Origin of the sequence: Salinicola acroporae, from assembly GCF_003206615.1 — a bacterium.
Lineage (GTDB): Bacteria > Pseudomonadota > Gammaproteobacteria > Pseudomonadales > Halomonadaceae > Salinicola > Salinicola acroporae.
In genome coordinates this window covers 24,328-50,534 of record NZ_PZJW01000012.1, presented here as the reverse complement: position 1 = coordinate 50,534, position 26,207 = coordinate 24,328, and the positions used below count along the sequence as shown (strand labels likewise).

The window sequence follows — 26,207 nt, the reverse complement described above, 5'->3', positions numbered from 1 at the left end:
CCGGGCCACCGATTGACAGGACCGCGGACGAGATCCCGCCCGCGATCGCCGGCCGCGCCGATCAATCCAGCGAGACGCCGACCTTGATGGTCACCTGCCAGTGCGCCAGCTTGTCGTTCTCGAGGTGGCCGCGGGTCTCGGTGACCTCGAACCAGCGCATGCCGTGCAGCGTCTTGCTGGCTTTCTGCAGCGCGTTCTGGACGGCATCCTCGATGCTGTTGGGGGAAGAACCGGTCAGTTCGATCTGCTTGTAGACGTGGTCGCTCATGAGACAGCTCCTTGGTTGAGAAGGCCCCGACGATCGCCGTCGGCGGCCGGAAGCCCCTGGAATCCATGGGGCGTCGGGAAATCTCTCGGCTCCCGATAACGGCTCAGGCGTCGACGACCGCGATACCCAAGGCCGAGAGCCGTTGCCGAGTGTCGTCGTCGGTTTCGAAGGTGACGGGACGCGTCAGCGGCCAGAGGAAATGGGTGTTGAAGCCCGCCGCTACCGCGTCCTCGGCGGTCCACAGCACGCAGACGTCGCGGGCCAGGCCGCAGAGGTAGACGTCGGTGACGCGGCGGTCGCGAAGCCAGCCGGCGAGGCCGGTGGCGGGTCGATGACCGTCGGGGCCGACGTTGTTGCGAAACGCGCTGTAGGAGTCGATGCCGGGATCGGTTCCCTTGCGGATGATCGCATCGCAGTACGACCAGTCGATGGCCGGGTGCAGCGCCGCGCCTTCGGTGCGCTGAATGCAGTGATCCGGCCACAGCGTCTGGGAGTGGCCGTAGAGGTCGATCGCCTCGAACGGCTGGTGCGGTGGATGGCTGGACGCGAACGAGACGTGCCTCGTCGGATGCCAGTCCTGGGTTGCCACCACGTGGGCGAAGGCGTGCTGGGACAGCAGCCATTCCAGCCCCAGCAGGATCTGGTCGCCCTCGGCGCAGGCCAGCGCGCCGCCCGGCATGAAATCAGGCTGGACGTCGACGACGATCAGGGCGCTGTGGGGGGAGACGCCACCGAGCGCGAGCCCGGCTGGCTGCGTCTCGGTGAACGGCGTCTTGGTGGTCTGTGTCTCGGTGGTCTGCGTAGTATCGATGACCTCGTTGTCAGGCACGACGGGCGCTTCCCGGATGGCGGATTCGTTATCAGTATCGAAGGCGAGCGGGGATGTCGCAAGTGCACCACGCCCCGATGTGGCGTGGTGCACATCGGGGCGATCGTACTGGCCCGCTGGCGTGGCGGGCGAGACAACGGTGTGGTAGAGGAGTGATCAGGCGCGCTTGCGCAGCCGGGCGTAGAAGAAGCCGTCGTGGCCGGCCGGGGTGGGCAGCAGTTGCCGACCAGGGCCGCTCGGCCGGCCCCAGTCGAGTTCGCGCGGCGTATCGGCGTCGGCCTCCGGCGTGCGCGCCAGGAACGCGTCGATCTGGGCCTCGTTTTCCGCCGGCAGCACCGAACAGGTGGCATAGAGCAGGACGCCGCCCGGCGCGAGCTTGCTCCACAGCGTATCCAGCAGGCGCGATTGCAGCGCCGCCAGTTCGGCGATGTCGCTGTGGCGACGGGTCAGCTTGATATCCGGATGGCGCCGAATCACGCCGGTGCCGGAGCAGGGGGCGTCGAGCAGGATCGTGTCGAACGGCTGGCCGTCCCACCAGTCGCCGTCCGCGTCCGCGCGGCCGGCATCGGCGGCGTGAAGACGGGCTTCCAGCCTCAGTCGCTGCAGCGTCGACGAGACCCGCTTCAGGCGGGCCGGGTCGATGTCCAGTGCGGTAAGCTCGGCGTCGAAACGTTCGAGCAGGTGGGCGGTCTTGCCGCCCGGGGCGCTGCAGGCATCGAGAACTCGCCGGGTGGTGTCGCCTGCCAGCGCCGGTGCCAGCAGGTCGGCGCACAGCTGGGCCGATTCGTCCTGAACGCTGACGTCGCCGTCGGCGAAGCCGGGCAATTGGGACACGTCGCAGGCGGTGGTCAGTCGGACGCCATCCGCGGCGAATTCGCAGGGTACCGCCTCAAGCCCGGCCGTCTCGAGCCGCTTCAGGTAATCCTCGCGGGTGACGCGACGCCGGTTGACGCGCAGCGTCATCGGCCCCGCGTCGTTGTTGGCCGCGCAGATCGCTCGCCAGTCGTCAGGCCAGGCGTCGCGGAACTCCAGCAGCAGCCAGGCCGGGTGCCACAGGGCGACCGGCGCGTCCTTGTCCACCTTCGCCTGCAATGCCACCGACTCCCGCTGGAACCGGCGCAGGCAGCCATTGACCACCTTCGTCGCCCACGCCTTGCCGAGCGCGCGCGCGGCGCCCGCCGTCTCGCTGACGGCGGCATGAGGCGGTACCCGCATGTGGAGGAGCTGGTACAGCCCGATCAGCAGCAGTGCCTGGACGTCGGTGTCGCGCTGCTTCATGGGCTGGCGCAGCAGCTGACCCGCCAGGGCATCGAGGCGTGGATGGGCGCGGCAGACACCGTAGCAGAGTGCCTTGACGAAGCCTCGGTCGCGCTCCTTGATCACGCTGGCGGCCAGGTCGGCATCGAGTCCCGAGAGCGACCCCTTGCCGTCGAGTACCGGTACCAGCAGTCGCGCGGCAAAGGCGCGGGTATCGCCAGGATTCATCGGTCGGCTTCCTTGGGCTGGCCCAGGCGCTGGCCGGGGCTGAGACGAGGGTGATTGGCGTTGAGTAGGTCGCGGGCCGCGAGGGGCTTGCCGCCCGGCATCTGCAGTCGGGTCACTCGCAGCACGTCGCGGCCGTCGACGCCGCAGGCGATTCGCAGTGCCTCACCGTCCGGCGCCAGCAGTGTCCCAGGCTCGGCATCCTGCTCGCCGGGTCCGGTATCCGGCACGGCGAACCATAGCCGCAACGGCTCGCCGTCGAGCCGGGTCCAGGCCACCGGCCACGGATTGAAGGCACGAATCCGGCGGGACAATGCTGTCGCCGGCTGACGGAAATCGAGCTCTGCTTCCGGCTTCGAGAGCTTGCTGGCGTAGGTGACACCGGACGCCGGTTGCGGCGTGGGGCTCAGGCTGCCCTCGGCCAGCGCGTCGACGCCCTCGACCAGTGTCCGGCCGCCGAGCTCGGCAAGGCGGTCATGAAGATCGCCACCGGTGGTGGCGTCATCGATGGGGGTCCGTTCGATCAGCAACATGTCGCCGGTATCGAGACCGGCATCCATCTGCATCAGGGTGATACCGCTCTCGCTGTCGCCGGCCTCGATGGCACGCTGGATCGGCGCCGCGCCGCGCCAGCGCGGCAGCAACGAGGCGTGCACGTTGAGGCAGCCGAGCCGGGGCGTGTCGAGTACCGCCTGGGGTAGCAGCAGGCCGTAGGCGACGACGATCATCACGTCCGCCTCGAACTCGGCCAGCCGCCGCTGGGCCGCCTCGTCCCTGAGACTGAGCGGCTGTTCCACCGGCAGATCGTGTTGCTCGGCGAGACGCTTGACCGGGCTGGGCGTGAGCTTGCGGCCGCGCCCGGCGGGTCGATCCGGCTGGGTATAGACGCCGACCACCCGATGACGGGAGGCGAGCAGCGCCTTCAGGCTCTCGGCGGCGAAGTCGGGCGTGCCGGCGAAAACGATCCGCAGCGACGGCCCTTCGACACGGTGACGCATGCGATAGATTCCTGATGAGTGATGCTTGAAGATGGACGATGCCCGCGAATGACGAAGGCCGGCGTCACGGGGACGGCCGGCCTTTGCAAGTCCGGGGAGCGGTGAGGCAGGCGATCAGGCCTCCTGCTTCTGGCGCTTCTGCATCTTCTTGAGAATGCGGTCGCGCTTGAGCGGCGACAGGTAGTCGACGAACAGGACACCTTCCAGATGATCGCACTCATGCTGGATGCAGTGGGCCAGCAGGCCGTCGGCGTCCAGTTCGTAGGCGTTGCCGTCGCGATCGGTCGCCTTGAGATGAATGCGCAGCGCCCGCGGCACCTCGGCGTAGTAGTCGGGGATCGACAGGCAGCCTTCCTGCAGCGGCTCGCGCTCGTCGTCCAGCGGCTCGTAGCTCGGGTTGATCAGCACCAGCGGGTCGTTGCGGTCGTCGCTGACATCCATGACGATCACGCGCTGGTGAACGTCGATCTGCGTCGCTGCCAGGCCGATGCCGGAGGCGTCGTACATCGTTGCCAGCATGTCGTCGACCAGGGTGCGGATCTCGTCGTCGACGTGATCGACCGGGGCGGCCTTGGTGCGCAGGCGCGGATCGGGGTATTGGAGAATGGTTCTGATGGCCATAGTCGTTTTGCGTGCCTATCGGCATGAGTGACGTGATCTCCCTATTGTAGATCGCCAGCGCTGGTGGGGAAACCGCCGGGCCGGTTCGATGCCCAGGACGCCGATCCCGGGGCGTCGGATCCTCAAGTCCGACGTGGCGGCGCCGATCTATGCAGCAATACCTCGAGGTAATCACCGGTGGGACGACGATAATGATCAGTCAGGAGGGGACGAGGCCGCATCGCTGCCGCGCCAGGATGTGGCGCTGGCTGCTGGTCGGCGGCCTTGGCGTGATGGCGGCGTTTTCGAACCCGGCATGGGCGTTGTCGCTCAAGGCGGACGCGCCTGCCCAATATACGGTGCGCGAGGGCGACACGCTGTGGGGCATCGCCTCGCGATTTCTCGACTCGCCGTGGCAGTGGCAGGCGCTGTGGCGGCACAACCCGCAGGTCGCCTCGCCGCAGACACTCTATCCGGGCGATGTGCTCAGCCTCGACGCCGGTGTGGCCGGTTCGCCACGGCTGTCGCTGGAGCGTGGGCGCGGCCAGACGGTTCGGCTTTCGCCCGGTGTCCGCCGGGCGCCGACGCGGGATGCCGTGCCAGGGCTGCCGCTGGATCGCATCAAGGTCTTCCTGGATGCCTATCAGATCGTCGATCCCGCCATCCTCGAAGAGGCACCGACGGTCGTTGCCGGACAGTCGCAGCGGCTGCTGAGTGGTGCCGGCGACAGGCTGTATGCCCATGGAATCCTGCCAGCAGCGGGCGAGACGCTGGGCGTCTATCGCCCTGGCACCGACTACCGGATTCCGCGCTCGACGGGCGCGCCCCGGCAGGCGGCTCGACAACCGGATGCCGGGACAACGCCGGGCCAGGAGGCTCTCGCCGGAACGCTGCGCGGGCTGGAACTGCGACGGCTCGGACACGTGAAAGTGATTCGAAAGGTGGACGACGTCGGTGAACTGGAGGTGCTGGACGCCGTTCAGGAGATTCGCAGCGGCGACTATTTGCTGGCGCTGACCGAAGGCGGCATCGCGACTCGGTTCGAGCCTCGAGCGCCGGACACGCCGGTGGTGGCGACGATCCTGTCCATCCCCGCCGGGGTGCGTTTCATCGGTCGCTACGATGTGGTGGCGATCGACCGTGGCAGCGCGGACGGGATCGAGGCCGGTCATGTGCTGCAGGCGATGCGCCAAGGCGAACGCGTGCACGACGATAGCCGTGATACCTGGGTGACGTTGCCGGACACCGAGGCGGGCGCGGTGATGGTCTTCCGCGTCTTCGATCACCTGAGCTACGCCCTGGTCATGCGGGTTTCCCAGCCGCTGGCGGTGGGCGACCGCCTCGTCGTGCCGCGCGATCTGCGCGAGGCGGTGGCCATGGGAGGAGCGCCTTGAGCGCGGCGCCGCTGACAACGACGTGGCGCCGCGCTGGCAGGTGCCGGCAGTGAGCCCGACGCTGCGCGACTGGTTGGCGTTGAGTGCACTGCCCGGGCTGGGCCCGGTTCGGCTGGCACCCCTGCTGCGTCGATGGCGTGAAGGAGGCGACATGGCGTGGCCGCAGGGATGGCTGGCGGCACTGCCCGCCAACCTGGCTCAGCCGCTGCGGCTGTGGCTGGAGCACCCTTCGCGTAGCCCGCTCACGCCGGCAGTCGACGCGGCGCTCGAGTGGGAACGCACCGATTCGCGGCGGCATCTGCTCCATCCGGGGCATCCGGCCTGGCCCGAACTGCTGACCCAGTTGCCGGACCCACCGACGGTGCTGTGGGCCAAGGGCGAGCTCTCGATACTGTCGCAGCGCGCCATCGCGATGGTCGGTACTCGGCGACCCACGCGGGAAGGGCAGGACAATGCCGTGCGGTTCGCCCGGGAACTGGTCGCCAGGGGGTTCTGTATCGCCAGCGGCATGGCGCTGGGTATCGACGGTGCCGCACAGCGGGCGGCACTGCAGGCCGGCGGCGCAACCATCGGCGTGCTCGGCTGCGGGGTGGACGTGGTCTATCCGCCACGCCATGCCGCGCTCTTCCGGGAACTATGGGAAGGCGACGGGCTGCTGATCTCCGAACACCCGCCGGAGACGCGGGCTCATCCGCGTTTCTTTCCTCGTCGCAACCGGCTGATCACGGGGCTGTCACAAGGCGTACTGGTCGTGGAGGCCGCGGAGAAGAGCGGCTCGCTGGTGAGCGCGCGGCTGGCGCTGGAGCAGAACCGGGAGGTGTTCGCGATACCGGGCTCGATCCACAACCCTCAGTCCGAGGGCTGCCTGCGCCTGATTCGGCAGGGCGAGGCTGCGCTGGTGCGCCATGTAGAGGACATCGTGGGTGATCTGTCGCCCTGGCAGGTACCGGTGTCTGAGCCCGATGCCGCCATCCCGACCACGCAGCCGATGGCTTCGCCGGGCGGACCGCCACGCCAGCGTCCGGCTGCGCCCGGGCCGGTGACGGACGCCCGCCAGGCGTCGTCGACGGGAGCGGCGGCGATCGATATGCCGGCATCGCCGCTGCTGGCTGCGCTCAGCGATGCGCCGACGCCGGTGGATCTGCTGGTCGACCTGACCGGACTGTCCGTCGCCGACGTCCAGTTGGGGCTGCTCGAACTCGAACTCGATGGCTGGGTCGCCCAGACCTCGGGCGGCTGGGTCAGAAGAGGGCGTTGATGCTCGCCACATTCGCCGCTCGGAAAACGCTTCAGCGGGTCGGCCCGCCCCATGCCTCGAGATGGTTGCGGCGGGCACGGGATTTCTGCTCGTCGCTCAGGCTCCAGTCCCCACCATAGATCGCTTCCTCCCACGCGCCGTAGGCCGGATTGGGCAGCACGATGTAGCGGCTGCCGAAAGCGTCGGCCTGGGCGTTGGCGGCGGCACGTCGCGCCGCGGCGCTCTCGCGGTCGAACCCCTGGGAGAAGTCGCCCAGATTGTCACCCATCAGCAGTACGACCCAGTGCGACTGCGCGACGCGCAGGCGCCTGGACGTCTTGTCGCTCGAGTCGGTACGCGGCAGGAAGTGCTCGTGGTCGGCATCGGGAAAGCCGACCTGACGCAGGTTGCGCAGCGTCGCCTCCGTTTCGTCGTCGCGGCGGTTGGTGACGTAGAAGATCTCCACGCCCCGCGAGGCGGCGTAATCGAGAAAGGAGCTTGCTCCCGGCATCGGTACCGCGCTGGCTCGCTCCACCCACTGGTGCCAGCTATCGCTGGCATAATTCTCGTCGTTGGCGATCAGCCACGCCTCGTAGGGGCTGTTGTCGAGCACCGTCTCGTCGACGTCGACGATGATCGCCGGCGGGCGCTGTGCCTGGCTGCCGTCGGCGGCGAGCGCACGATCCAGGTTCATGCGGGCGAGGTTGAAGGCCTGGTGGCTCAGCGCGGCGTACTCGCCGGAGGATTGCATCCAGGCCGTCGCCATCACCAGCTCGTCGGCGAGGGAGGTCTGCGGGGCGGGCGGTTGGGCCGGCTGCTGGGCGCAGGCGGCGAGACCGCCGGTCAGCGCCAGCGAGAGCAGTATCGGGGGCAGTGATGAGCGGGGCATTGGCGTTTCCTTGATTGTCCTGTCCGGTGGAGGAATACCCGGTTCCTCAATATGGCCGCCGGCGCGGGCATTCGCCACCTCCAGGGTGCCTGGGGTGCGACGTTGGCGCACGGCCCGGCGGCGTGTCGGCGTGCTAGAATTCGGCCCATGGGCAGCAGCTCGACTGTCGTGGAAATGGCAGCCGGGCCTTGGTGAAAGCCAGGCCCGGATGTTGGTGCAAGAGAGACCCAGGTTTTCTTGGAAGAGAGACCCAGATGCGTCAAGATTTCTCGGCGGCCGTCTCCTCCCTTCGGCAGGGAGGAATCATCGCCTATCCGACCGAAGGGGTATGGGGGCTCGGCTGCGACCCGGACGACGAACGGGCGCTGGCATCGCTGATCGCGCTCAAGGGGCGCGCCAGTGAAAAGGGCCTGATCCTGATCGCCGGTGACATCCGGCAGCTGTCGGAGTGGCTCGAGGGCATCGACGAGCGAGCCCGCCGTCGCCTTCTCGAGACCTGGCCGGGACCTCACACCTGGCTGATACCCGATAACGGGCGGGCCAGACCGCTGCTGAGAGGGAATCATCCCACGCTGGCGGTCCGGGTCAGCGACCATCCGCTGGTGCAGGGGTTGTGCGCCGCCTGGGGTGGACCCTTGGTGTCGACGTCGGCCAATCGTGCCGGTGAAGCGCCGGCGATGAGCGCCGACGAGGTGCGTGAAACATTTGGTGAGGCGTTGGGCGCGATCGTCGATGGGCCACTCGGTGGACGCGACCGGCCCAGCACCATCCGCGATCTGACGACCGGGCGGCTGCTGCGCGCCTGAAAGGGCCAAGTCGCGCGCAGCCGCCGTGCCGATACGCCCCGAATCCCTATTCTCCGGACCGAAGGAAAAACGACCGTGGCACATTCCCATCTCGAAAGCGTCAAGGACTATCTGCTCACGCTGCAGGATTCACTTTGCGACTCGCTGGCCGCGCTCGACGGTGGCGGGCGATTCCGCGAAGAGAGCTGGGAGCGCGCCGAAGGGGGCGGCGGGCGCTCGCGGGTGATCGAGGAGGGCGCGCTGTTCGAGAAAGGCGGCGTTAACTTCTCGCATGTCCACGGTGAGAAACTGCCGCCCTCGGCGAGTGTCGCGCGTCCGGAACTGGCGGGGCGCAGCTTCCACGCGGTGGGGGTTTCGTGGGTACTGCACCCGCGCAATCCGCACGTGCCGACCGTGCACGGCAACGTACGATTCTTCATCGCCGACAAGGCGGGCGAAGAACCGGTCTGGTGGTTCGGTGGCGGTTACGACCTGACGCCTTACTATCCCAGTCTCGAGGACACGAAACATTGGCACCGGGTCGCCGCCAAGGCATGCGAACCGTTCGGCGAGACGGTGTATCCCCGCTTCAAGGCGTGGTGCGACGAGTACTTCACGCTCAAGCATCGCGACGAGACCCGGGGGGTCGGCGGACTGTTCTTCGATGACCTCAACGAATGGCCGTTCGAGACCTGCTTTGCCTTCCAGCAGTCGGTGGGAGACAGCTTCCTGGAAGCGTTCGTGCCGATCGCCGAGCGCCGTCGCGAGACACCGTTCGGGGAGCGGGAGCGGGAGTTCCAGTCCTATCGCCGGGGCCGGTACGTCGAGTTCAACCTGGTCTGGGACCGGGGCACCCTGTTCGGCTTGCAGAGCGGTGGGCGAACCGAGTCGATCCTGATGTCGATGCCGCCGCTGGCGCGCTGGCAATATCAGTGGGCGCCGCAACCGGGCTCCGAGGAAGCGCGTCTGCTCGCCTATCTCCAACCCCGCGATTGGTTGAATATCTCCGAGGAACCGTTACCCCAATGACCGACCGCTATGCCGTTTTTGGCCACCCCATTGGCCACTCGAAATCGCCACGCATTCACGCCGCCTTCGCCGAACAGACCGGCCAGGACCTGTGTTACGAAGCCATCGAGGCCCCCGTGACCGGATTCGCGGGGGCCTGGCGGGCGTTCGTCGATGCCGGCGGCCGGGGAGGCAACGTGACCGTGCCGTTCAAGCAGGAGGCCTTTGCGTTGGCCGAGGTGCTGTCGCCGAGAGCCCAGCTTGCCGGCGCCGTGAACACGCTGCTGGTAGGCGACGATGGGAAATTGCACGGCGATACCACCGACGGCGTCGGCCTGGTCCGCGATCTGGACGCCCACGCTGCGCCGCTCACCGGTGCGCGGGTCCTGTTGCTCGGCGCGGGAGGGGCCTCGCGCGGGGTGATTGAACCGCTGCTGGAGGCCGGGATCGCGACATTGACGGTGGCGAACCGCACCGTGTCGAAGGCCGAGGCGCTGGCGGCACTGTTCGTCGGCAAGGGCGATGTCACCGGCTGCGGCTTCGATCGCATCGAAGGCCCGTTCGATCTGGTGGTCAATGCCACCAGCGCCAGTCTTGCCGGCGACCTGCCACCATTGCCGGATCACCTTTTCGCGGCGGATGGCCTGGCCTACGACATGATGTACGCCGCCGAGCCGACCGTCTTCCTGCGCTGGGCCGCCGAGCGGGGCGCGCGGTCGGTGGATGGGCTCGGCATGCTGATCGAGCAGGCCGCCGAGTCCTTCTGGCTGTGGCGTCGGGTGCGGCCTGATACCGCGCCACTGCGGGAGTTGCTGCGGGGAGAGTTGTAACCTGGGTTTCGACAGGGCAACGAATTCCAGCAGAGTCCGTTTACGACTGCCGAGTCTCGACAACCCTCTTGCTCGTGATTGCGAGGGGCAAGCCCCTCGCGCTCCCCTTTTTTGACGCCACAGACGGCGAAATCCTGAACGCCAATCGCCAGCGTTCGGGTCGGCGCGAAAGGGCATCCTGCCCAACGCGCCTCTTGTGTCATCCATGACACAAGACCCTTCACTGGCAATTGTCGTCCAGCGCCGTCTGGGAGGCGTCGTGGGGTGGCGGATTCAAGCTTGTCGGTTCTACCTGCCCGCCCCTGTGCCAGATGCTGAAAGGTTGGATGTTAAACCTTGCAGCTGGGGCGCTTGCCGTTGGCCTTGGCCTGTTCGTAGCGCGACTGGGCCTCGCTGAGGCGATTGTGCAGGCCTTCCATCCGCTGCGAGTTGCTGGGGTGGGTGGACATCCAGGCCGGCGGCTCGCCCTGGCTGTTGGCCGACATGTTCTGCCACAGCTGAATGCTGGCGCTGGGGTCGAACCCGGCATCGGCCATCAGGTCCAGCCCCACCAGGTCGGCTTCCGACTCCTGCTGGCGCGAGAATGGCAGGATCACGCCGTATTGCGCCCCCGCCCCCAGCAGCCCCATTAGCTGCTCACCACCCGCGCCCTGCAGGCCTGCCACCGTCTGCAGTACAGAGAGCCCGCTCTGCGTCGCCGCCTGGGTGGAGACGCGCTCGTTGGCGTGGTGCGCCAGCACGTGACCGACCTCGTGGCCGATGACCGCGGCCAACTGGTCCTGGTTGGTGGCGACGTCGAGCAGCCCGGTGTTGACGCCAATATAGCCGCCCGGCAGGGCGAAGGCGTTGGCGGTGTCGTCCTTGAACAGCTTGACCTCCCACTCGGAGATACCGGCGCTGGCGGGAACCTCGGCGGTGATCGCTTTCGCCACGCACTGCACGTAGCTGGCCTTGGCGCCGCTGACCGTGGGCAACTCCTGTTGGTACTGGGCAAAGCTCTGCTGGCCCATCTGCGCCAGCTCGTCGTCGGAGTAGAAGGCCAACTGGTTGCGGCCCATCGGCGAGGTGCTGCAGGCGCTCAGCAGGGCCGCGAGGCCGAGGGCGCCAATCAGCCGGGGGGAAGGTCTTCCTGACATGATGCTCTCCGAAACTCTCTGGTCATAGGTTATTGGGGGTGCCGATTGGCCCAAGATACCCGGCCTGGCAGGGCGGTCAAGCCGACGGGGTTTGCTGGCCGCCGTCGGCGGGGTCGCCGATATCCAGGGTCAGTGTCGGTGCCGTGACGATGCCATCGAGCGCGGCCGGCAGTGTGGGCGTCAGTGTCAGTTGGCTGCCCGTCGGCAGTGCGCCGGCACGACTCAAGCGCCGGGCGAGCGAGAGCAGGGACGACACGCGATTGGCCCTGGACGAGAGTTCGTCGAGGCCTTCCGGCTCCAGCGAGACCGGCAGGGTGACGGTCGCGGGCTCGCCGCCCGTCAGCGAGATCGGCTCGGTGACTTCGCCAGCGGCGGGTTCCGCGCCGGGTACCTGGAGTTGCCAGTCGAAGCCCTGCAGCGTGATCGACGGCGTTCCCGCCGGCAGCACCATCGCCAGCGGCAGATCGACGTTCACCGGCAGGCCGGCCAACGCCAGTCCCGAACTCAGCAGCGTCAGTTCGTCGATTCCCTCCAGGCCGGGCGAGAAGTGATAGTTGCCGATGCGCACGTTCTCGACGCCCATCGACGACAGCGCGATTCGTCCCAGCATGAAGCCGACCTGGGGAAGCGCCAGGCAGCCGGAGAGCGATGTCATCAGGACCGATGCGGCGAGCCAGCGGAAGCGAAACGCCATCGTCACTCCTTGAAATGAGCCATGGGAAACGTCTGGGTGAGCGGCGGTGCCGTATCGGTACTCCCAGGCCGATGACGCGGGTCGACCGAGGGCCGCGACTGGACCCGAGGGGCCAGCCGGCACAAGATACTCCGTTTCCGGCAGCCTGCAATCCTCCGGGAAGATCGATTTCCATCGGTACTTTCCACCACTCTTAGAGCCCGTTGCCGGAATCGTCTGCCCCAGTTCGTTTCAAGGAGAGTCGAGGATGGATGGTGATTTGGCGCTACGTCTGAGCCGTTTGCTGGATCGTGTCGAGGGGTGGCTGCCCGAGCAGCCGCCTGCCGTCGATTGGGCGCGCGATGTCGCGGCCCTGTGGCAATCCCACCCGCTCGGCGGGCAGCTGGTCGCGGTATCGTCGCGTGATGGCGTCCGGTTGGACGATCTGATCGGGGTCGAGCGCCAGAAGCGCGCCTTGCTGGAGAACACCCGGGCGTTTCTCAAGGGCTACCCCGCCAACCATGCCTTGCTGTGGGGCGCGCGCGGCAGCGGCAAATCGTCGATGGTGCGCGCGCTGCTCAATACGCTGTCCGGCGAGGGGCTCCGCCTGATCCAGGTCGACCGTCACGATCTGGTCGCGCTGCCGATCCTGGTCCAGCGGCTGCGGGACCGGTCGGAGAGATTCGTCGTCTATTGCGACGATCTGTCGTTCGAGGGCAGCGATGATGCCTACAAGGCGCTGAAGAGCGTTCTCGATGGCACGCTGACCGGGCCGCCGGACAATGTGCTGCTCTATGCCACGTCGAATCGTCGGCACCTGCTGCCGGAGTCCATGGCCGACAATCAGGAGACGCATCTGGTCGACGGCGAGTTGCACCATGGCGATGCGGTGGAGGAAAAAATCTCGCTGTCGGATCGTTTTGGCCTGTGGCTGGCGTTTCATCCGTTCGACCAGCAATCCTACCTCGAGGCCTGCCGCCATTGGGTCTCGCATCTGGGAGGTGACGATGCCTGGAGCGAGGCGGCCCGTGCCGAAGCGGTGCGCTATGCCACGCTGCGGGGCGTACGCAGCGGTCGTGCCGCGTGGCAATTCGCCTGTCAGTGGGTCGGTTCGCAATCTATTCAACGGCCAACGGAGTAAGCGAATGCGTTATCCTCATGAAAAAGCATGAGTCATGTCATGCTTTGCTTGGGAACCGTTCATGAGGAGACAGATGAGTGAAGGTCTCTCGCTTACCGACATGGTTGATTGTCCTGGGCAGCATCCTGCTGACGCTGTTCTTCGGGTGGATGCTGCTGCAGGCGTTGTTCAATGATCGTGAGGCCTTTTCCCGGGACCTGGATTTCCAGTCTCAGGAACAGGGGATCACCATCAATGCTTCTCGTGCGGGGCTCGAACGCCGAGTCCAGGTACTGGCGACCACGCTGGTCGCCAATCCGGTCGTTCGGGGGCTCATGGCCCAGGCCGAGGGCCCTGTCTCGCCAGCTCGGCTGCAAGCGATCCGGACCCGACTCCGCGAGAATCTCGCCCCCTACTGGAGGGCGCTGGAAGCGGGCAACGCGCTGGAGCTCAACCTCTTCCTGCCCGGTGACGACGACGCGAATCCTTTCCTGAGCCTGCAGTCGCATGACGCGTCTCCGGCCTCCGGGGACAGCGACTATCTGTTACGGCGGAGCCTGGAAACGCGAGAGGCGGTCTACGGCATCGAGTTCGACGGTTCCCGTGCGACCACCGCTAGTGTCGCGCCAATCTTCGGACCCGAGGACGAGAAGAGCGATACGCTCGTCGGGCTTCTCGAGGTGGAGTTTGCCGTGGTGCCCAACGTCGACAGGCTCTCCGATCAACTGGAGAGCGGTGTCGCGGTGCTTTCCCGAGAGGGCGGCATCGATGGGGCCGTACCCCGATGGCGGGTGACCAAGCGCTCGAATGCGCTGATCGATGACTGGTTGTCCGGCACCCAGATGCCGGTGGTGCAAGACCGCGCGAACTGGTCCGTGGTCGAGGGCGATGACGGACGCGGCTATCTGTTGACGCTGGTCCCGCTGAGCCAATCCGGGGACGACAGCTCGCGAGCGATCTCGGCGGTGGCGGTCTGGAAAGATATCACGACGCAACTCGAGCATCGCGATGCGCTGATCATCAGCACCTGGCTGCGCTGGGGTGTGGCGTGGCTGATCGCCGAGGCCTGCCTGCTGTTGCTGCTGTGGGGCACGCGTCGCGTGACCCGGGACACCATGCTTCGTCATCAGCAGCGACTCGAGAGTCAGAAATCGACCCTGGAGTCCCTCAACCAGCGCCTCGAGGCGCAGAAGGAGACGCTGCAGACCCTCAACGATATCGCAGCCTTCCAGGAAACCTCTTTCCAGCGTCTGGTGGAAAAGGCGCTGCAGGCAGGTGCCGAGCACCTTGGGATGCCGTTCGCGGTTGCCAACCGGATCGATGGCGACGACTACACCATCGAGGCCGGCTACTCGCCGGACAATCGCTTCGTGCGCGGACAGGTACTGGCGACCCGCGATACCTACTGTAGCGCGGTGGTGGCGAGCAACGACGTGGTGGCGTTCGCCGACGCCGACGCCGAGGGCTGGGGCGAGCACCGTTGTCGCCGGCTGTTCGAGCTGAAGAGTTATATCGGCGCGCCGGTCTGGGTCCACGGCGAGCGCTTTGGCGCGCTGGCGTTCAGCGGCGACAGCGTGCGCGGGCGTCCATTCGACGAGGCCGACCGCGAGTTCGTGCGCCTGCTGGCGCGTTGGGTTGGCGGTACCCTGATGCGCTGGCACGAAGTCGAAGCGCGGGAGGAGATGTCTGGGCGTCTGGCCAAGATCGCCTCCCAGGTTCCCGGGCTGATCTACCAGTATCATCAGGACACTGAAGGGCGCCCCTCGTTCCCTTACGCCAGCGAGGCGATACAAGCCTATTACGGTGTGACGCCTGAGCAGGCCAAGCTCGATGCGACACAAGTTTTCGAGCGCATCGTACCGGAAGACATGGATCGGTTGCTGGAGTCGATCAGGGAGTCGGAGAAGAATTTGACGCCGTGGCATTGCGAGTACCGCGTACAGCGCCTCAATGGCGATGTCATCTGGCTTTCGGGTCAGTCGGTGCCCGAGCGCGAGGCGGATGGCGGCACCACCTGGCACGGCTTCCTGCACGATATCACCGAGCGCAAGCGCGACGAACGTCTCAAGGGTGAGTTCATCTCGACCGTCAGTCATGAGCTGCGCACGCCGCTGACCTCGATTTCCGGTGCGCTGGGGTTGATTCAGGGCGGTGCGCTCGGAACGCCGCCGGATGCCATGCGTGGGATGCTGAAGACGGCACACAGCAATTCCCAGCGTCTGATTCTGCTGATCAACGATCTGCTCGACATGGAGAAACTGGTCGCCGGCAAGATGACGTTCCAGATGCAGGAGCAGCCGCTGATGCCGCTGGTCGACCAAGCGGTCGAGGCCAACCAGGCTTACGCCGACCAGTTCCAGACTCGCTATGTGGTGACCGATCGCATGGATCGCGCGAGTGTCAACGTCGATCCGATGCGCCTTCAGCAGGTGATGAGCAACCTGCTCTCCAACGCGGCCAAGTTCTCCCCTCCGCACACGCAGGTCGAAATTCGGGTAGAGCCGATCGGTGACCGGGTGAGAGTCAGCATCATCGACCATGGCCCTGGCATCCCCGCCGAGTTTCACGATCGTATCTTCCAGAAGTTCTCCCAGGCCGACGGCTCCACCACGCGCAAGCAGGGCGGAACCGGTCTGGGCCTTGCCATCACGCGTGAACTCGTCGAGCGGATGCGAGGGTCGATCCACTTCTTCTCGGAGGCCGGGCAGGGGGCTTGTTTCTTCTTCGAGCTACCCTGCACCGAGATGGCTCGGGCGCCCGAGTCCGAGGTGGCAGTGGAAGGGTCGCCAGCGCCTGCCGACGGCAACGAGATCGAAACCAGCGGATCCCGACTGCTGATCGTCGAGGACGATCCGGACACGGCGGTGCTGCTGGCCACGCTGGTCAGGCACTGGGGCTATCAGGCCGAAACCGCGCACACCATTGGCGAAGCCCTGAAATGGCTCGAGCGCCGAAGCTTCGATGCCATCACCCTCGATCTACTGCTGCCGGACGGCAACGGACTGACGCTGCTGCGTCAACTGCGCGAGGAGCCCCGTACCCGCGAGTTGCCGGTGTTGATCGTATCGGCGGCGGCGGAAGAGGGGGCGCTGGAGATCGGCGGCCGCCTGGACGCCGTCGATTGGCTGGCCAAACCGCTCGACGAGAAGCGGCTGGCTGGCGCGTTGCACAGCTCGCTGAGCCAGCGACCCCAGCGCGAACGTATCCTGCATGTCGAGAGCGATGCCGAGCTGACCCATCGTGTGGCGCGACAGATCGCTCCCAGCATGACGCTGGACGTGGCGCGTTCGCTGCAGGAAGCGCGCTATCTGCTCGACAGCCATGACTATGGCTTGATATCGCTGGATCTGACCGGGCCGCAATCACCGGGCTGGGAGATCATTTCGATGCTGAGCCAACTGGCCAGTCAGCCGGCTGTCATCATCCTGTCCGAAGAGGCGCTGGCACCGACGCTGCTGGGACGAATGGATACGGCGATCGCCAAGCCCGGTCTGTCTGCCGAGGCGCTCATGGAAGCCTTCGGTCGTCAGCTTCGGGGCGGTGCGACGTCGTCCGACAATCAAAACGAGGAAACCCGCTGAGATGAAACCTCTCCAACGGATTCTGCATGTCGAGGACGATATCTCGATCCAGGAGGTGGCCAAGGTCGCGCTCGAGATCGTCGGCGGCTTCGAGGTCCGCAGCTGCGATGACGGCCAGTCGGCGATTTCATGCGCCGATGACTGGCAGCCGGATCTGGTCCTGCTCGACGTTATGATGCCGGGCATCGACGGCCCTACCACGCTGACCCGGTTGCGGGAACAGGCGTCGACACAATCGATTCCGGTCATCTTCATGACGGCCAAGGTCCAGCCCAGCGAGATCGAGCATTATCGCGCCATCGGTGCCCTGGATGTGGTCATCAAACCGTTCGATCCCATGACGCTATCGACGCAGTTGCGGGAGATCTGGGAGCGATCCCATGCAGGATAGTGACATACAGGCGCGCCTGGCGGCACTGCGCGAGCAGTACGCCGAGCGCCTCGGCCACGATTTGCAGACACTGATGGCGCAGGCGCGCGAACTCGCCGCACGCCAGCGCACGGTCGAGCCCGAGGCGCTGGAGTCGTTACGCCATGGGCTGCACCGTATCGCCGGTTCGGCGGGGACCTTCGGCTATCCGGCGCTGGGGCGGGAGGCGCGCGAGATGGAGCTGTGGGTGCAGACCGTGCTGGAGACCTCGGTCGCGCCCACCTCGCCGATGCTGACCACGCTGCATGACCGCCTATCGGGTAGCTATCGGCTGCTCGAAGACAGTGCGAAGACGACGGTGGGTGAGCCGCAGTCGGACTTCGAACTGGTGAGCGGTGAGCGTTCGGTTCGGATCGCGATCCTGGCCGAGGGCGACACCCAGGTGCTGCTGCAGTCGCTGAGTGGTTTTGGCTACGACTGCCGCGGCCTGAGCCAGGTCGAGGAAGGCCACGAGTGGCAACCCGATGTAGTGATCATCGACACGTCCAATCTCGAGCCCGAGGTGTGGCAAGCTCGTATCGCCGAGGTGCCTGGCGCGATGCGAGTGCTGATCAGCGACGACGGCAGCTTCGAGGCCCGTCTGCAGGCCGTGCGTGGCGGCGCCCAGGGCTTCTTCACCCATCCGCTCGACGTGCCGTCACTGGAGCGCCATCTCCGCCAGTTGGTCAGCCTTCCTCAGCAGGATCCCTACCGGGTTCTGATCGTCGATGACGACCTCGAGCTCGCCGAGCATTTTCGCCTGACCTTGAAGGGCGCCGGTATCGAGTCCCGGGTCATCACCGCCCCCCGCGACGTGTTGCGGGGCTTGCGCGATTTCGTGCCCGATCTGGCGCTGATCGACATCAACATGCCGGGGTGTTCCGGGCCGGAACTGGCGCGCCTCATTCGTTTCGACGACGACTGGCTGCGAATCCCGCTGGTCTATCTGTCGGCGGAATCCGACGTCCAGCGCCAGGCCCAGGCCCTGGCCCAGGCCGGTGACGACTTCCTGGTCAAGCCGATCGCGGACGTGGCGCTGGTGGCTGCGGTCACGGCGCGGGCACAGCGCTCGCGCCAGTTGAGCCAGGCGCTGGCCTGCGATGGCCTGACCGGGCTGATCAAGCACCCGGCAATCAAGGAGCTGATCGAGATCGAGCAGTCACGCACGCAGCGCAGCGGCGCCGAGGCATGTGTAGTGATGATCGACATCGACCGCTTCAAGTCGATCAACGACACCTATGGTCACGGCACCGGCGACTATGTGATCCGCCTGCTCGCCAACCTGCTGCGTCAGCGCCTGCGTCGGGTCGACCATATCGGCCGCTATGGGGGGGAAGAGTTCGTCGCGGTGCTACCGGCGTGCTCGCTGGAAAACGCGCGCGAGGCGATCGAACGCATTCGCGAGAGCTTTGCCCAGATGGAGTGCGTGGCGGGGAAGGAGGTGTTCCATGTCACCTTCAGCGCCGGCGTCGCCAGCACGCTCGATTGGACGGACGCCGGGGCGCTGTTGGAAGCCGCCGATCGCGCCATGTACGACGCCAAGCAGGGCGGACGCGATCAGGTGCGGGTGGCGCGCGCCGCCAGCCCCTAGACCGGTCTAAAAAGCCCAGGCACGAACCAAGGCTTCCTGCCCGATCCGCGCGGCACGCCGAGAAGCGTGCCACCGCCAGGTGCTGAGCCTTGGGGTTTGTACGAAAAGTCAGCGAGCGAAGGCCAGACCGGGGCGCGTAGCTAAGGCAAAAATCGGCGAAAACGGACCGGGCTGGCGCTCCAGTTTACAGGGTGTCAATGAGCATTTGACTCGCTCCGCTCGCCCTTCGGGCCGTCCTACGGACGTTCTGAACGAGGTTCAGTGAGCTGATTTTTAACGCCGTATTGCCGAGCGCAGGTAGTTTTCGTAAAAACCTAGCGGCGGTTCTTGCGCGCTTCCTTGGTCCGGCTGAGCTGACGCGCGCGCGCCTTCTCGCGATCGCTGGCGCCAGCCTGGTTGTCGTAGGGGTTGTTGCCCGAACGGAATTCGAATCGGATTGGCGTGCCACGGACTTTCAACACCTTGCGGAAGGTGTTGGTGAGGTAGCGTCGGTAGGCTTCCGGCAACGACGCGGTCTGGTTACCGTGGACGACGATGATCGGCGGGTTGCTGCCGCCCTGGTGCGCCATGCGAAGCTTGATCCGGCGGCCATTGATCATCGGCGGCTGGTGCTCGCTGACCGCATCCTGCAGGATCGAGGTCAGCCGGTTGGTCGACCAGTGGCTGTTGGCACTGTCGAAGGCCTTGTCGACCGACTTGTAGAGGTCGCCGACGCCGGTGCCGTGCAGCGCCGAGATGAAGTGCAGCTCGGCGTAGTCGGCAAATCCCAGCCGACGCTTGATGTCCGAGCGCATCTTGTCGCGGGCTTCCGCTTCCAGGCCATCCCACTTGTTGACCGCCAGCACCAGCGCGCGCCCGCTGCTGAGCACGTAGTCGAGCAGGTGCATGTCCTGCTCCACCAGCCCGGTGCGGGCGTCCAGCACCATGATCGCGACGTGGCACTCCTTGATCGCCTCGAGCGTCTTGATGATCGAGAACTTCTCGGCGATAAGGCTGACGTTCTTGCGCCGCCGGACGCCCGCGGTATCGACCAGCACGTAAGGCTTGCCGCGCCGCTCGAAAGGCACTTCGATGGCGTCGCGGGTGGTACCTGCCTCGTCGAACACGACCACGCGTTCCTCGCCCAGCATGCGGTTGACCAGCGTCGACTTGCCGACGTTGGGGCGACCGATGACACCGATGTGAATGCCGGGATGATGGCCGGCCGGGCCGGCGTTGGGGTCGCGCTCGGGGAACGGCTCCAGCACCTCGTCGATCAGCGTGGTGACGTTGCGGCCGTGGGATGCGGCGATTGGCCGTGGATCACCCAGACCGAGCGCCCAGAAGTCGGCCATCGCGGTATGCTCCTCGAGGCCATCGGTCTTGTTCACCACCAGCCAGGTCTTCTTCTGGTTGACGCGCAGGTGGTTGGCGATTGCCTGATCGGCCGGCATCAGACCGGCACGCCCGTCGACCATGAACAGCACGATATCGGCCTCGTCGATAGCGGTCAGCGACTGCTCCGCCATGGCCGCGTCGATCCCCTGCTCGTCACCGCTGATGCCGCCGGTGTCGATCACGGTGTAGGTCTTGTCGCCGAGCTGGCCGCTGCCGTACTTGCGGTCGCGGGTCAGGCCGGGGAAATCGGCCACCAACGCGTCGCGGGTACGTGTCAGGCGATTGAAAAGCGTCGACTTGCCGACGTTGGGTCGGCCAACCAGGGCGATAACGGGGTTCATGGCGATTCGCAAAAAGGCGGTGACAAGGTGGACGGCCGGCGGGAGGGGCTGCGAGGGAGCCCGGTACGGCCGCTTGATAGCCGGTCATTCTAGCATGCGAACAGCGGGAAGTCCGAGCCGCGCGGTTCCATTCTTCCCAACGCAATCGGCCCCGCTCAGGCGGGGCCGAATGGCAGAGCGCGGCGCCGGTCAGTCCTGATCGGAGAGCGTCTTCAGGTCGTAGGCAACCAGGGTGCCATCGTTGCCAAGGGCGTAGAGACGACGGTCGCCCGTCAGCAGCGGCAGCGACAGGCCGTCGCCGCCGACGTGGATGCGTCCGCTCATCTCGCCGGTCGACGCGTCGATGAGATGGATATAGCCCTGGTAGTCGCCTACCGCAATGTTGCCGTCGACGAACGATGGGGCGGTCAGCGAGCGGCCTTCCAGGGCGTCGGAATCCCACATCACGCGGCCGGTGTCGGCGTCGATCGCGATCACGTGGCTCGCCGCGTTGACCGTGAACAGGTAGTTGCCGACCACCAATGGTGTCAGGTAGCTGGACTCCTCATGTTCCCACAGTACCTTGCCGGAGGTGGCTTCCAGCGCCAGCAGGCGGCCGTTGTAGCTGGTCACGAACAGCCGGCCATCCGGGGTCAGTACCGGCTGGCCGTCGAGGTCGACGAGCTGGTCGACCTCGGTCCGCCCCTTGGGCACGGCGACGCGCATGTCCCACAGCGGTTGGCCGCTGCGGTTGTCCAGCGTCACCAGGCGGCCGTTGGCGAAGCCGGCGAAGGAGACCGGCTCGATGACCCGGGGGGCGCCGGTACCGCGCAGCGTCAATGCCGGCTGGGAACTGGAGTAGACCCATTTTTCGTTGCCGGTCAGGCGGTCGAGGGCGGTGACCGCACCGTCGACGCTCTGGGCCACCACCAGCTCGCTGTTGACCTGGGGCGCGGCCAGCACTTCGCTGGAGACTCTCGATTTCCAGTCGATGCTGCCGTCTTGCCGATCCACGGCCAGTACCTCGCCATTGCGGGTGCCGAGGTAGAGACGCCCGCCGTCGGCGCCGATGCCGCTGGAGATGGGGGTCCCCAGCTTGACCTCCCACTGGGTATCGCCGCTATCGGTATCGATCGCCCGCAGATCGCCGGTCTCGTCGACGGCATACAGGGTTCCGTCGTCGACGATCGGCGTGAGCGGATAGCGGGCGCGACCAAGCCCTTCGCCGATGCCCTGATCCCAGCGCTCCTCGAGGCTGACCTTGGGCGTGAAGTCCTGGAGCTCCTTGGGCGGATATTGCGGTTCGACGCTACCGGCGCAACCGGCCAGCAGCGTGGCGGTCAGGCCCAGGGGCAGAAGTAGGTGAGTCAGTTTCATCAGGTGGCGTCCTCCACACCGAGATCGTCTAGCTTGAGCTGAAGGCCGTAGATCGTCTGGTCAGCATCCTGGGCCAGGCTTTGCGCCTGTTGATAGGCCTTGCGCGCGTCGTCCGGGCGTTCCAGCGCGACGAAGGCGTCGCCGAGGACGTTCTGGCGCTGCGCCTCGAGCGCGCCGGGAACGGCGTCCTCCAGGGTCTTCAACGCCGCATCCGGGTTGTCGCTGGCGATCTGGAGACGGGCCAGGTCGATGCGTGCCAGGCCCTTCATGTAGGGACGGTCGCTGTCGGCGACGACATCGCTGAGTGCCTGGCGAGCGCGGTCGGTATCGTCGGCACCAATGGCGATCTTGGCTTCCAGCAGGCCGGCCAGGTCGGCGTAGAGCGTGCTGCCATGATCGCTTTGCAGGCCATCTGCCAGGCTAAAGGCCTGTGTCCGGGCGTTGTCGTCGAGCGTATCGCTGCTGGCGATGGCGATCAGCTGCTGATAGGCATTGGATGCCTCGGCGGACTGGCCTTCCTCATAGCGCTGCCAGGCATGCCAGCCAAAGACGCCGGCGGCGGCGACGGCAATCCCCACCAGCAGCGCGCTGCCGTTCGACTTCCACCACTGTTTGATCGCGTCCAGCTGCTCTTCTTCGGTCCTAAGCTCCGCCACGGGCGGTCTCCTTCTGCGTTCGTCGGCAGTCATGCGGCTGCCGGTACCCGTTCAGGCTTCAGGGGAACTGGCGGTCCAGCCAAGCAATGGCGTCGTCCAGTTCGAGTGTCTGCTGCTCGCCATCCTCGCGCAGCGGCTTGATTGTCAGGCAGCCCTTTTCGAGCTCGTCGTCGCCGAGGATCAGCGCGACGCTGGCGCCGCTGCGATCGGCGCGACGAATCTGGCTCTTGAAGCTGCCGCCGCCGCAGTGTACCTGAAGTCGCAGCGCCGGCAGAGCATCGCGCAGGCGCTCGCCGAGTCCTATCGCGTTGCGCTCCGCCGAGTCGCCCATCGCCAGCAGGTAGGCGTCGGCGCCACCATGGGCCTCCGCGGGAATCAGGTCGAGCGTATCGAGCAGCAGCATGAGGCGCTCGAGACCGATGGCGAAGCCGACGCCCGGCGTTGGCTTGCCACCGAGTTGTTCGACCAGGCCGTCATAGCGCCCGCCGCCGCAGACGGTACCCTGGCTGCCGAGGGCGGTGGTGGTCCACTCGAATACGGTGCGTGAATAGTAGTCGAGCCCGCGGACCAGCCGGGGGTTGATGCGATAGCCCACGCCGGCGGCATCGAGCGTCGATTTCAACTGCTCGAAATGCTGGCGGGAGGCGTCGTCGAGGTGGTCGAGCAACTGCGGCGCCCCGGCCAGCATCCCGGCCATGGCGGGGTTCTTGGAGTCCAGAATCCGCAGCGGATTGGTCGTCAATCGACGCTGGGAGTCCTCATCGAGCACCTCGCGATGGGCCTCGAAATAGGTGACCAGGGAGTCGCGATAGGCGGCGCGGGCTTCCGGCGTGCCCAACGAGTTGAGTTCGAGCGTGACGTGTTCCGCCATGCCGAGCTGGCGCCAGAGGCGAGCGGAGAGCAGGATGATCTCGGCGTCGATATCGGGGCCGGTCATGCCGTAGGCCTCGATGCCGATCTGGTGGAACTGGCGATAGCGACCCTTCTGCGGACGCTCGTAGCGGAACATCGGACCCATGTACCAGAGCCGCTGCGTCTGGTTGTGCAACAGGCCATGCTCCATCGCCGCCCGCACCACGGCGGCGGTATTTTCCGGGCGCAGGGTCAGGCTTTCGCCGTTGCGGTCGTCGAAGGTGTACATCTCTTTCTCGACCACATCCGTCGCCTCGCCGATGGAGCGGGCGAACAGGGCGGTCTGTTCGACGATCGGGGTGCGGATCTCGCGGTAATCGTAGCGGTCCACCAGCGAGCGCAGCTGGCGCTCGAGATACTGCCACGCGGGCGACCGATCCGGCAGCAGATCGTTCATGCCGCGAATGGCCTGGATTTTGTTGCTCAACTGACACTCCTGCCTATAGCAAAACGCCACAGGCACCCGCCTGGGCGTTCGTCGGTTACTCTCTGATGATGGGCCGCGAGGCGTCAAGCCTCACGCGCATGCATGCGAACTCGGGGACGCTGGATTCATGCCTCGCGGGCAATCAAGGCGTCAGCGCGGCTCTCTTTCTCTTTTGCCTTCTCGCGGATCAGCGCTTCGAGATCGTCGACGAGATGATCGTTACGCAGCTTGCTCGCCGGCTTGCCGTCGATGTAGACCAGGTTGGCCGGGCTGCCCCCGGTGAGGCCAATGTCGGTCTCCTTGGCTTCGCCGGGACCGTTGACCACGCAACCGATGACCGAGACGTTCAGCGGCGTCATGATGTCCTCGAGTCGCTCCTCCAGGGCGTTCATGGTGGCGATGACATCGAAATTCTGGCGAGAACAGCTGGGGCAGGCGATGAAGTTGATGCCCTTGGCGCGCAGCTTGAGACTCTTCAGCATGTCGAAGCCGACCTTGATCTCCTCCACCGGATCGGCGGCCAGCGAAACGCGGATGGTATCGCCGATGCCATCCATCAGCAGCATGCCGAGGCCGATGGAGGACTTCACCGTGCCGGAGCGCAGACCGCCGGCCTCGGTGATGCCCAGGTGCAGCGGCTGCTCGATCTGCTTGGCCAGCAGCCGGTAGGCGGCCACTGCCATGAACACGTCGCTGGCCTTGACGCTGACCTTGAAATCAGGGAAGTCGAGCCGGTCGAGGTGATCGATGTGGCGCATGGCCGACTCGACCAGCGCCTCCGGGGTCGGTTCGCCGTATTTCTTCTGCAGATCCTTCTCCAGCGAGCCGGCGTTGACGCCGATCCGGATCGGGATGCCGTGGTGGCGTGCCGCATCGACGACCGCCCGCACCCGATCCTCGCGGCCGATATTGCCGGGGTTGATGCGCAGGCAGTCGACGCCGAGCTCGGCCACTCGCAGGGCGATCTTGTAATCGAAATGGATATCGGCCACCAGCGGAATGCTGATCTGGCGCTTGATCTTGCCAAAGGCTTCGGCGGCGTCCATGTCCGGTACCGAGACACGCACGATGTCGGCGCCGGCCTGTTGAAGACGCTGGATCTGCGCGACGGTGGCAGCGACATCGTTGGTGTCGGTGTTGGTCATGCTCTGGACGGCGATCGGTGCGCCGCCTCCGACGGGGACGTCACCGACGTGGATCCGTCGGGAGGTTCGGCGGGTGATCGGAGATGGCATATTCATGGCGCTTCTCAGTCTCCCAAGGTAAAGCGAGCGACGTTGTTGCCGCCCGTGTATTGGCTCAGATCGACCGATTCACCGCGATACCGAAGCGTCACGCCGCTGGCGTTGCCGATGGTCAGCCGGAAGGGGGGATCTCCCTCCGCGCTCGCCTGGCTGCCGGCGGACTGCAAACCGCTGAAAATGCGATCGTCGTTGGCATCGTAGATCTCGGTCCATGACTCTTGGTTGAAAGTCAGGGAAAGCGTGTTGGCGCTGCCCGCGGCTGGCGTTGCCTCGTCATCTGCCGGTGCCGCGTTGGACGCAACCAGATCGTTGGCTGTCGAGCCGAGCTGCTCGGCCTGACGTTCGTCACCGCTCGGCGGCGTCGTCTCCGCCGATGCGGAAACGCCAGTGCCATCGTCCGTAGCGTTATCCATGGAACCGGCGCCGTCCGTCGATGCGTCGGCCCCGGCCGCCGGCGTATCCTGCTGCGAGGGCAGCGGCGGCAGTTGGGTGTCGGTGTTGGGTGTCATCGCCGAACTGTCCGTCGCTGGCGCCGGGGCAGAAGTACCAGCGCCGTCGTCGTTGAGACGGTCGACGGCGATCGGGCTGTCGTCGCTGCCGCCACCGAAGATATCGTTGCCCTCGCGGCTCTGCCACCACAGCAGTGTCAGCGAGATCAGGCCGATGATGACCAGCAGCGTGAACAGGCGGAAGATCCAGGCGCCGACCCGGGAGGGCGGGCGGGCGGTATGCACCGGGGCCAGTTTTCGTTCCATGTCGCCGCGGCCGTGCTTGGCGTCGTAGGCTCCGACGACCCGGGTCTCGTCGAGCCCCAGCAAGCGCGCGTAGGCCCGCACGTAACCCCGGCGATAGGCGGCGATGGGCACCTGGTCGAAGCGATCCTCCTCGAGACCCGCGACAACGATCGGCCTCAGATTCAGCTGCAGCGCGACGTCCTCGAGACTGAGTCCCTGTCGTTCGCGTTCGCCTTGGAGCATGTCACCCGCCGTTTCGGAAGCGTGGCCGGGTGCGTCGTGTTGCTTGGTCGATGATTCGTTCATTTCGCTCATTGGCGAAAATCCTTC

Annotated in this window: 23 protein-coding genes; 9 read left to right on the top strand and 14 right to left on the bottom strand. The window is 66.2% G+C overall.

Going from position 1 to position 26,207, the window contains the following annotated elements:
• Positions 1-61 precede the first annotated feature (61 nt).
• The 5 genes from DOM54_RS16770 to def all read right to left on the bottom strand — a co-directional run bounded on the left by DOM54_RS16770 (position 62) and on the right by def (position 4,198).
• Entirely contained in the window at positions 62-268 is a 207-nt protein-coding gene (locus tag DOM54_RS16770) for a dodecin (protein WP_110717435.1), read from the bottom strand.
• 103 nt (positions 269-371) lie between these two features.
• Positions 372-1,097, bottom strand: a complete 726-nt coding sequence (pncA, locus tag DOM54_RS16765) for a bifunctional nicotinamidase/pyrazinamidase (RefSeq protein ID WP_240613943.1) — start codon at positions 1,095-1,097, stop codon at positions 372-374.
• A gap of 156 nt (positions 1,098-1,253) precedes the next feature.
• The gene (rsmB, locus tag DOM54_RS16760; protein ID WP_110717433.1) at positions 1,254-2,582 is read right to left on the bottom strand and encodes a 16S rRNA (cytosine(967)-C(5))-methyltransferase RsmB; all 1,329 of its coding nucleotides are present in this window, start codon (positions 2,580-2,582) and stop codon (positions 1,254-1,256) included.
• Positions 2,579-3,577, bottom strand: a complete 999-nt coding sequence (gene fmt / locus DOM54_RS16755) for a methionyl-tRNA formyltransferase (RefSeq protein ID WP_110717432.1) — start codon at positions 3,575-3,577, stop codon at positions 2,579-2,581. The genes rsmB and fmt overlap by 4 nt, the downstream gene beginning before the upstream one ends.
• A gap of 114 nt (positions 3,578-3,691) precedes the next feature.
• A complete protein-coding gene (gene def / locus DOM54_RS16750; RefSeq protein ID WP_110717431.1) occupies positions 3,692-4,198 on the bottom strand; it encodes a peptide deformylase in 507 nt (168 codons plus the stop codon).
• Positions 4,199-4,389: 191 nt separating this feature from the next.
• Here def and DOM54_RS16745 point away from each other — a divergent pair, with 191 nt between their 5' ends.
• Positions 4,390-5,571, top strand: coding sequence for a LysM peptidoglycan-binding domain-containing protein (locus tag DOM54_RS16745; RefSeq protein WP_162619902.1), 1,182 nt, complete (start codon positions 4,390-4,392; stop codon positions 5,569-5,571).
• Between the two features lie 49 nt (positions 5,572-5,620).
• Complete coding sequence (gene dprA, locus DOM54_RS16740) at positions 5,621-6,829, top strand: DNA-processing protein DprA (RefSeq protein WP_240613942.1); 1,209 nt, start codon at positions 5,621-5,623, stop codon at positions 6,827-6,829.
• 31 nt (positions 6,830-6,860) lie between these two features.
• Here the strand turns inward: dprA and DOM54_RS16735 are convergent, their stop codons facing one another.
• Positions 6,861-7,697, bottom strand: coding sequence for a 5'-nucleotidase, lipoprotein e(P4) family (locus tag DOM54_RS16735; RefSeq protein WP_110717428.1), 837 nt, complete (start codon positions 7,695-7,697; stop codon positions 6,861-6,863).
• A 254-nt stretch (positions 7,698-7,951) separates the two neighbouring features.
• On the opposite strand from DOM54_RS16735, the gene tsaC reads away from it, so the two are divergent.
• From tsaC to aroE, 3 genes are all read left to right on the top strand, one after another.
• Positions 7,952-8,503, top strand: a complete 552-nt coding sequence (gene tsaC / locus DOM54_RS16730) for an L-threonylcarbamoyladenylate synthase type 1 TsaC (RefSeq protein WP_110717427.1) — start codon at positions 7,952-7,954, stop codon at positions 8,501-8,503.
• A gap of 75 nt (positions 8,504-8,578) precedes the next feature.
• On the top strand, positions 8,579-9,511 hold the full coding sequence (hemF, locus tag DOM54_RS16725) for an oxygen-dependent coproporphyrinogen oxidase (protein ID WP_110717425.1): 933 nt from the start codon (positions 8,579-8,581) through the stop codon (positions 9,509-9,511).
• Positions 9,508-10,320, top strand: coding sequence for a shikimate dehydrogenase (aroE, locus tag DOM54_RS16720; protein ID WP_110717424.1), 813 nt, complete (start codon positions 9,508-9,510; stop codon positions 10,318-10,320). The genes hemF and aroE overlap by 4 nt, the downstream gene beginning before the upstream one ends.
• Positions 10,321-10,649: 329 nt before the next feature.
• Here aroE and DOM54_RS16715 read toward each other — a convergent pair whose 3' ends face one another.
• Together DOM54_RS16715 and DOM54_RS16710 are read right to left on the bottom strand one after the other, a co-directional pair.
• The gene (locus tag DOM54_RS16715) at positions 10,650-11,456 is read right to left on the bottom strand and encodes a M48 family metallopeptidase (protein ID WP_110717423.1); all 807 of its coding nucleotides are present in this window, start codon (positions 11,454-11,456) and stop codon (positions 10,650-10,652) included.
• A gap of 76 nt (positions 11,457-11,532) precedes the next feature.
• Positions 11,533-12,150, bottom strand: a complete 618-nt coding sequence (locus DOM54_RS16710) for a hypothetical protein (protein ID WP_110717421.1) — start codon at positions 12,148-12,150, stop codon at positions 11,533-11,535.
• Positions 12,151-12,397: 247 nt separating this feature from the next.
• Here DOM54_RS16710 and DOM54_RS16705 point away from each other — a divergent pair, with 247 nt between their 5' ends.
• The 4 genes from DOM54_RS16705 to DOM54_RS16690 all read left to right on the top strand — a co-directional run bounded on the left by DOM54_RS16705 (position 12,398) and on the right by DOM54_RS16690 (position 18,830).
• Positions 12,398-13,270 (top strand): ATP-binding protein, encoded by an 873-nt coding sequence (locus DOM54_RS16705; RefSeq protein ID WP_110717420.1) that lies wholly within the window; start codon positions 12,398-12,400, stop codon positions 13,268-13,270.
• A gap of 77 nt (positions 13,271-13,347) precedes the next feature.
• The gene (locus DOM54_RS16700) at positions 13,348-16,830 is read left to right on the top strand and encodes an ATP-binding protein (RefSeq protein WP_110717418.1); all 3,483 of its coding nucleotides are present in this window, start codon (positions 13,348-13,350) and stop codon (positions 16,828-16,830) included.
• Position 16,831: 1 nt separating this feature from the next.
• Positions 16,832-17,221 carry a response regulator gene (locus tag DOM54_RS16695; RefSeq protein WP_110717416.1) on the top strand — a complete coding sequence of 130 codons (390 nt, stop codon included), beginning with the start codon at positions 16,832-16,834 and terminating at the stop codon, positions 17,219-17,221.
• A complete protein-coding gene (locus DOM54_RS16690; RefSeq protein WP_110717415.1) occupies positions 17,211-18,830 on the top strand; it encodes a diguanylate cyclase in 1,620 nt (539 codons plus the stop codon). The genes DOM54_RS16695 and DOM54_RS16690 overlap by 11 nt, the downstream gene beginning before the upstream one ends.
• Positions 18,831-19,144: 314 nt before the next feature.
• Here DOM54_RS16690 and der read toward each other — a convergent pair whose 3' ends face one another.
• The 6 genes from der to DOM54_RS16660 all read right to left on the bottom strand — a co-directional run bounded on the left by der (position 19,145) and on the right by DOM54_RS16660 (position 26,192).
• Positions 19,145-20,548 (bottom strand): ribosome biogenesis GTPase Der, encoded by a 1,404-nt coding sequence (gene der, locus DOM54_RS16685; protein WP_110717414.1) that lies wholly within the window; start codon positions 20,546-20,548, stop codon positions 19,145-19,147.
• 189 nt (positions 20,549-20,737) lie between these two features.
• On the bottom strand, positions 20,738-21,904 hold the full coding sequence (bamB, locus tag DOM54_RS16680) for an outer membrane protein assembly factor BamB (protein WP_110717412.1): 1,167 nt from the start codon (positions 21,902-21,904) through the stop codon (positions 20,738-20,740).
• Positions 21,904-22,560 carry a YfgM family protein gene (locus DOM54_RS16675; RefSeq protein ID WP_110717411.1) on the bottom strand — a complete coding sequence of 219 codons (657 nt, stop codon included), beginning with the start codon at positions 22,558-22,560 and terminating at the stop codon, positions 21,904-21,906. Before DOM54_RS16675 ends, bamB begins: the two co-directional genes overlap by 1 nt.
• Before the next feature lie 58 nt (positions 22,561-22,618).
• Complete coding sequence (gene hisS, locus DOM54_RS16670; protein WP_110717409.1) at positions 22,619-23,899, bottom strand: histidine--tRNA ligase; 1,281 nt, start codon at positions 23,897-23,899, stop codon at positions 22,619-22,621.
• A gap of 125 nt (positions 23,900-24,024) precedes the next feature.
• Positions 24,025-25,140, bottom strand: coding sequence for a flavodoxin-dependent (E)-4-hydroxy-3-methylbut-2-enyl-diphosphate synthase (gene ispG, locus DOM54_RS16665; RefSeq protein ID WP_110717408.1), 1,116 nt, complete (start codon positions 25,138-25,140; stop codon positions 24,025-24,027).
• Positions 25,141-25,148: 8 nt separating this feature from the next.
• A complete protein-coding gene (locus DOM54_RS16660; protein ID WP_110717406.1) occupies positions 25,149-26,192 on the bottom strand; it encodes a RodZ domain-containing protein in 1,044 nt (347 codons plus the stop codon).
• Between the last annotated feature and the right edge of the window lie 15 nt (positions 26,193-26,207).

What these genes read in the sequence shown, in the direction of transcription:
- DOM54_RS16770 (WP_110717435.1), bottom strand. Translation starts at nt 268, where the DNA reads ATGAGCGACCACGTCTACAAGCAGATCGAACTGACCGGTTCTTCCCCC.
- rsmB (WP_110717433.1), bottom strand. Translation starts at nt 2,582, where the DNA reads ATGAATCCTGGCGATACCCGCGCCTTTGCCGCGCGACTGCTGGTACCG.
- fmt (WP_110717432.1), bottom strand. Translation starts at nt 3,577, where the DNA reads ATGCGTCACCGTGTCGAAGGGCCGTCGCTGCGGATCGTTTTCGCCGGC.
- def (WP_110717431.1), bottom strand. Translation starts at nt 4,198, where the DNA reads ATGGCCATCAGAACCATTCTCCAATACCCCGATCCGCGCCTGCGCACC.
- DOM54_RS16745 (WP_162619902.1), top strand. Translation starts at nt 4,390, where the DNA reads ATGATCAGTCAGGAGGGGACGAGGCCGCATCGCTGCCGCGCCAGGATG.
- DOM54_RS16735 (WP_110717428.1), bottom strand. Translation starts at nt 7,697, where the DNA reads ATGCCCCGCTCATCACTGCCCCCGATACTGCTCTCGCTGGCGCTGACC.
- tsaC (WP_110717427.1), top strand. Translation starts at nt 7,952, where the DNA reads ATGCGTCAAGATTTCTCGGCGGCCGTCTCCTCCCTTCGGCAGGGAGGA.
- aroE (WP_110717424.1), top strand. Translation starts at nt 9,508, where the DNA reads ATGACCGACCGCTATGCCGTTTTTGGCCACCCCATTGGCCACTCGAAA.
- DOM54_RS16715 (WP_110717423.1), bottom strand. Translation starts at nt 11,456, where the DNA reads ATGTCAGGAAGACCTTCCCCCCGGCTGATTGGCGCCCTCGGCCTCGCG.
- DOM54_RS16710 (WP_110717421.1), bottom strand. Translation starts at nt 12,150, where the DNA reads ATGGCGTTTCGCTTCCGCTGGCTCGCCGCATCGGTCCTGATGACATCG.
- DOM54_RS16705 (WP_110717420.1), top strand. Translation starts at nt 12,398, where the DNA reads ATGGATGGTGATTTGGCGCTACGTCTGAGCCGTTTGCTGGATCGTGTC.
- DOM54_RS16695 (WP_110717416.1), top strand. Translation starts at nt 16,832, where the DNA reads ATGAAACCTCTCCAACGGATTCTGCATGTCGAGGACGATATCTCGATC.
- DOM54_RS16690 (WP_110717415.1), top strand. Translation starts at nt 17,211, where the DNA reads ATGCAGGATAGTGACATACAGGCGCGCCTGGCGGCACTGCGCGAGCAG.
- der (WP_110717414.1), bottom strand. Translation starts at nt 20,548, where the DNA reads ATGAACCCCGTTATCGCCCTGGTTGGCCGACCCAACGTCGGCAAGTCG.
- bamB (WP_110717412.1), bottom strand. Translation starts at nt 21,904, where the DNA reads ATGAAACTGACTCACCTACTTCTGCCCCTGGGCCTGACCGCCACGCTG.
- ispG (WP_110717408.1), bottom strand. Translation starts at nt 25,140, where the DNA reads ATGAATATGCCATCTCCGATCACCCGCCGAACCTCCCGACGGATCCAC.
- DOM54_RS16660 (WP_110717406.1), bottom strand. Translation starts at nt 26,192, where the DNA reads ATGAGCGAAATGAACGAATCATCGACCAAGCAACACGACGCACCCGGC.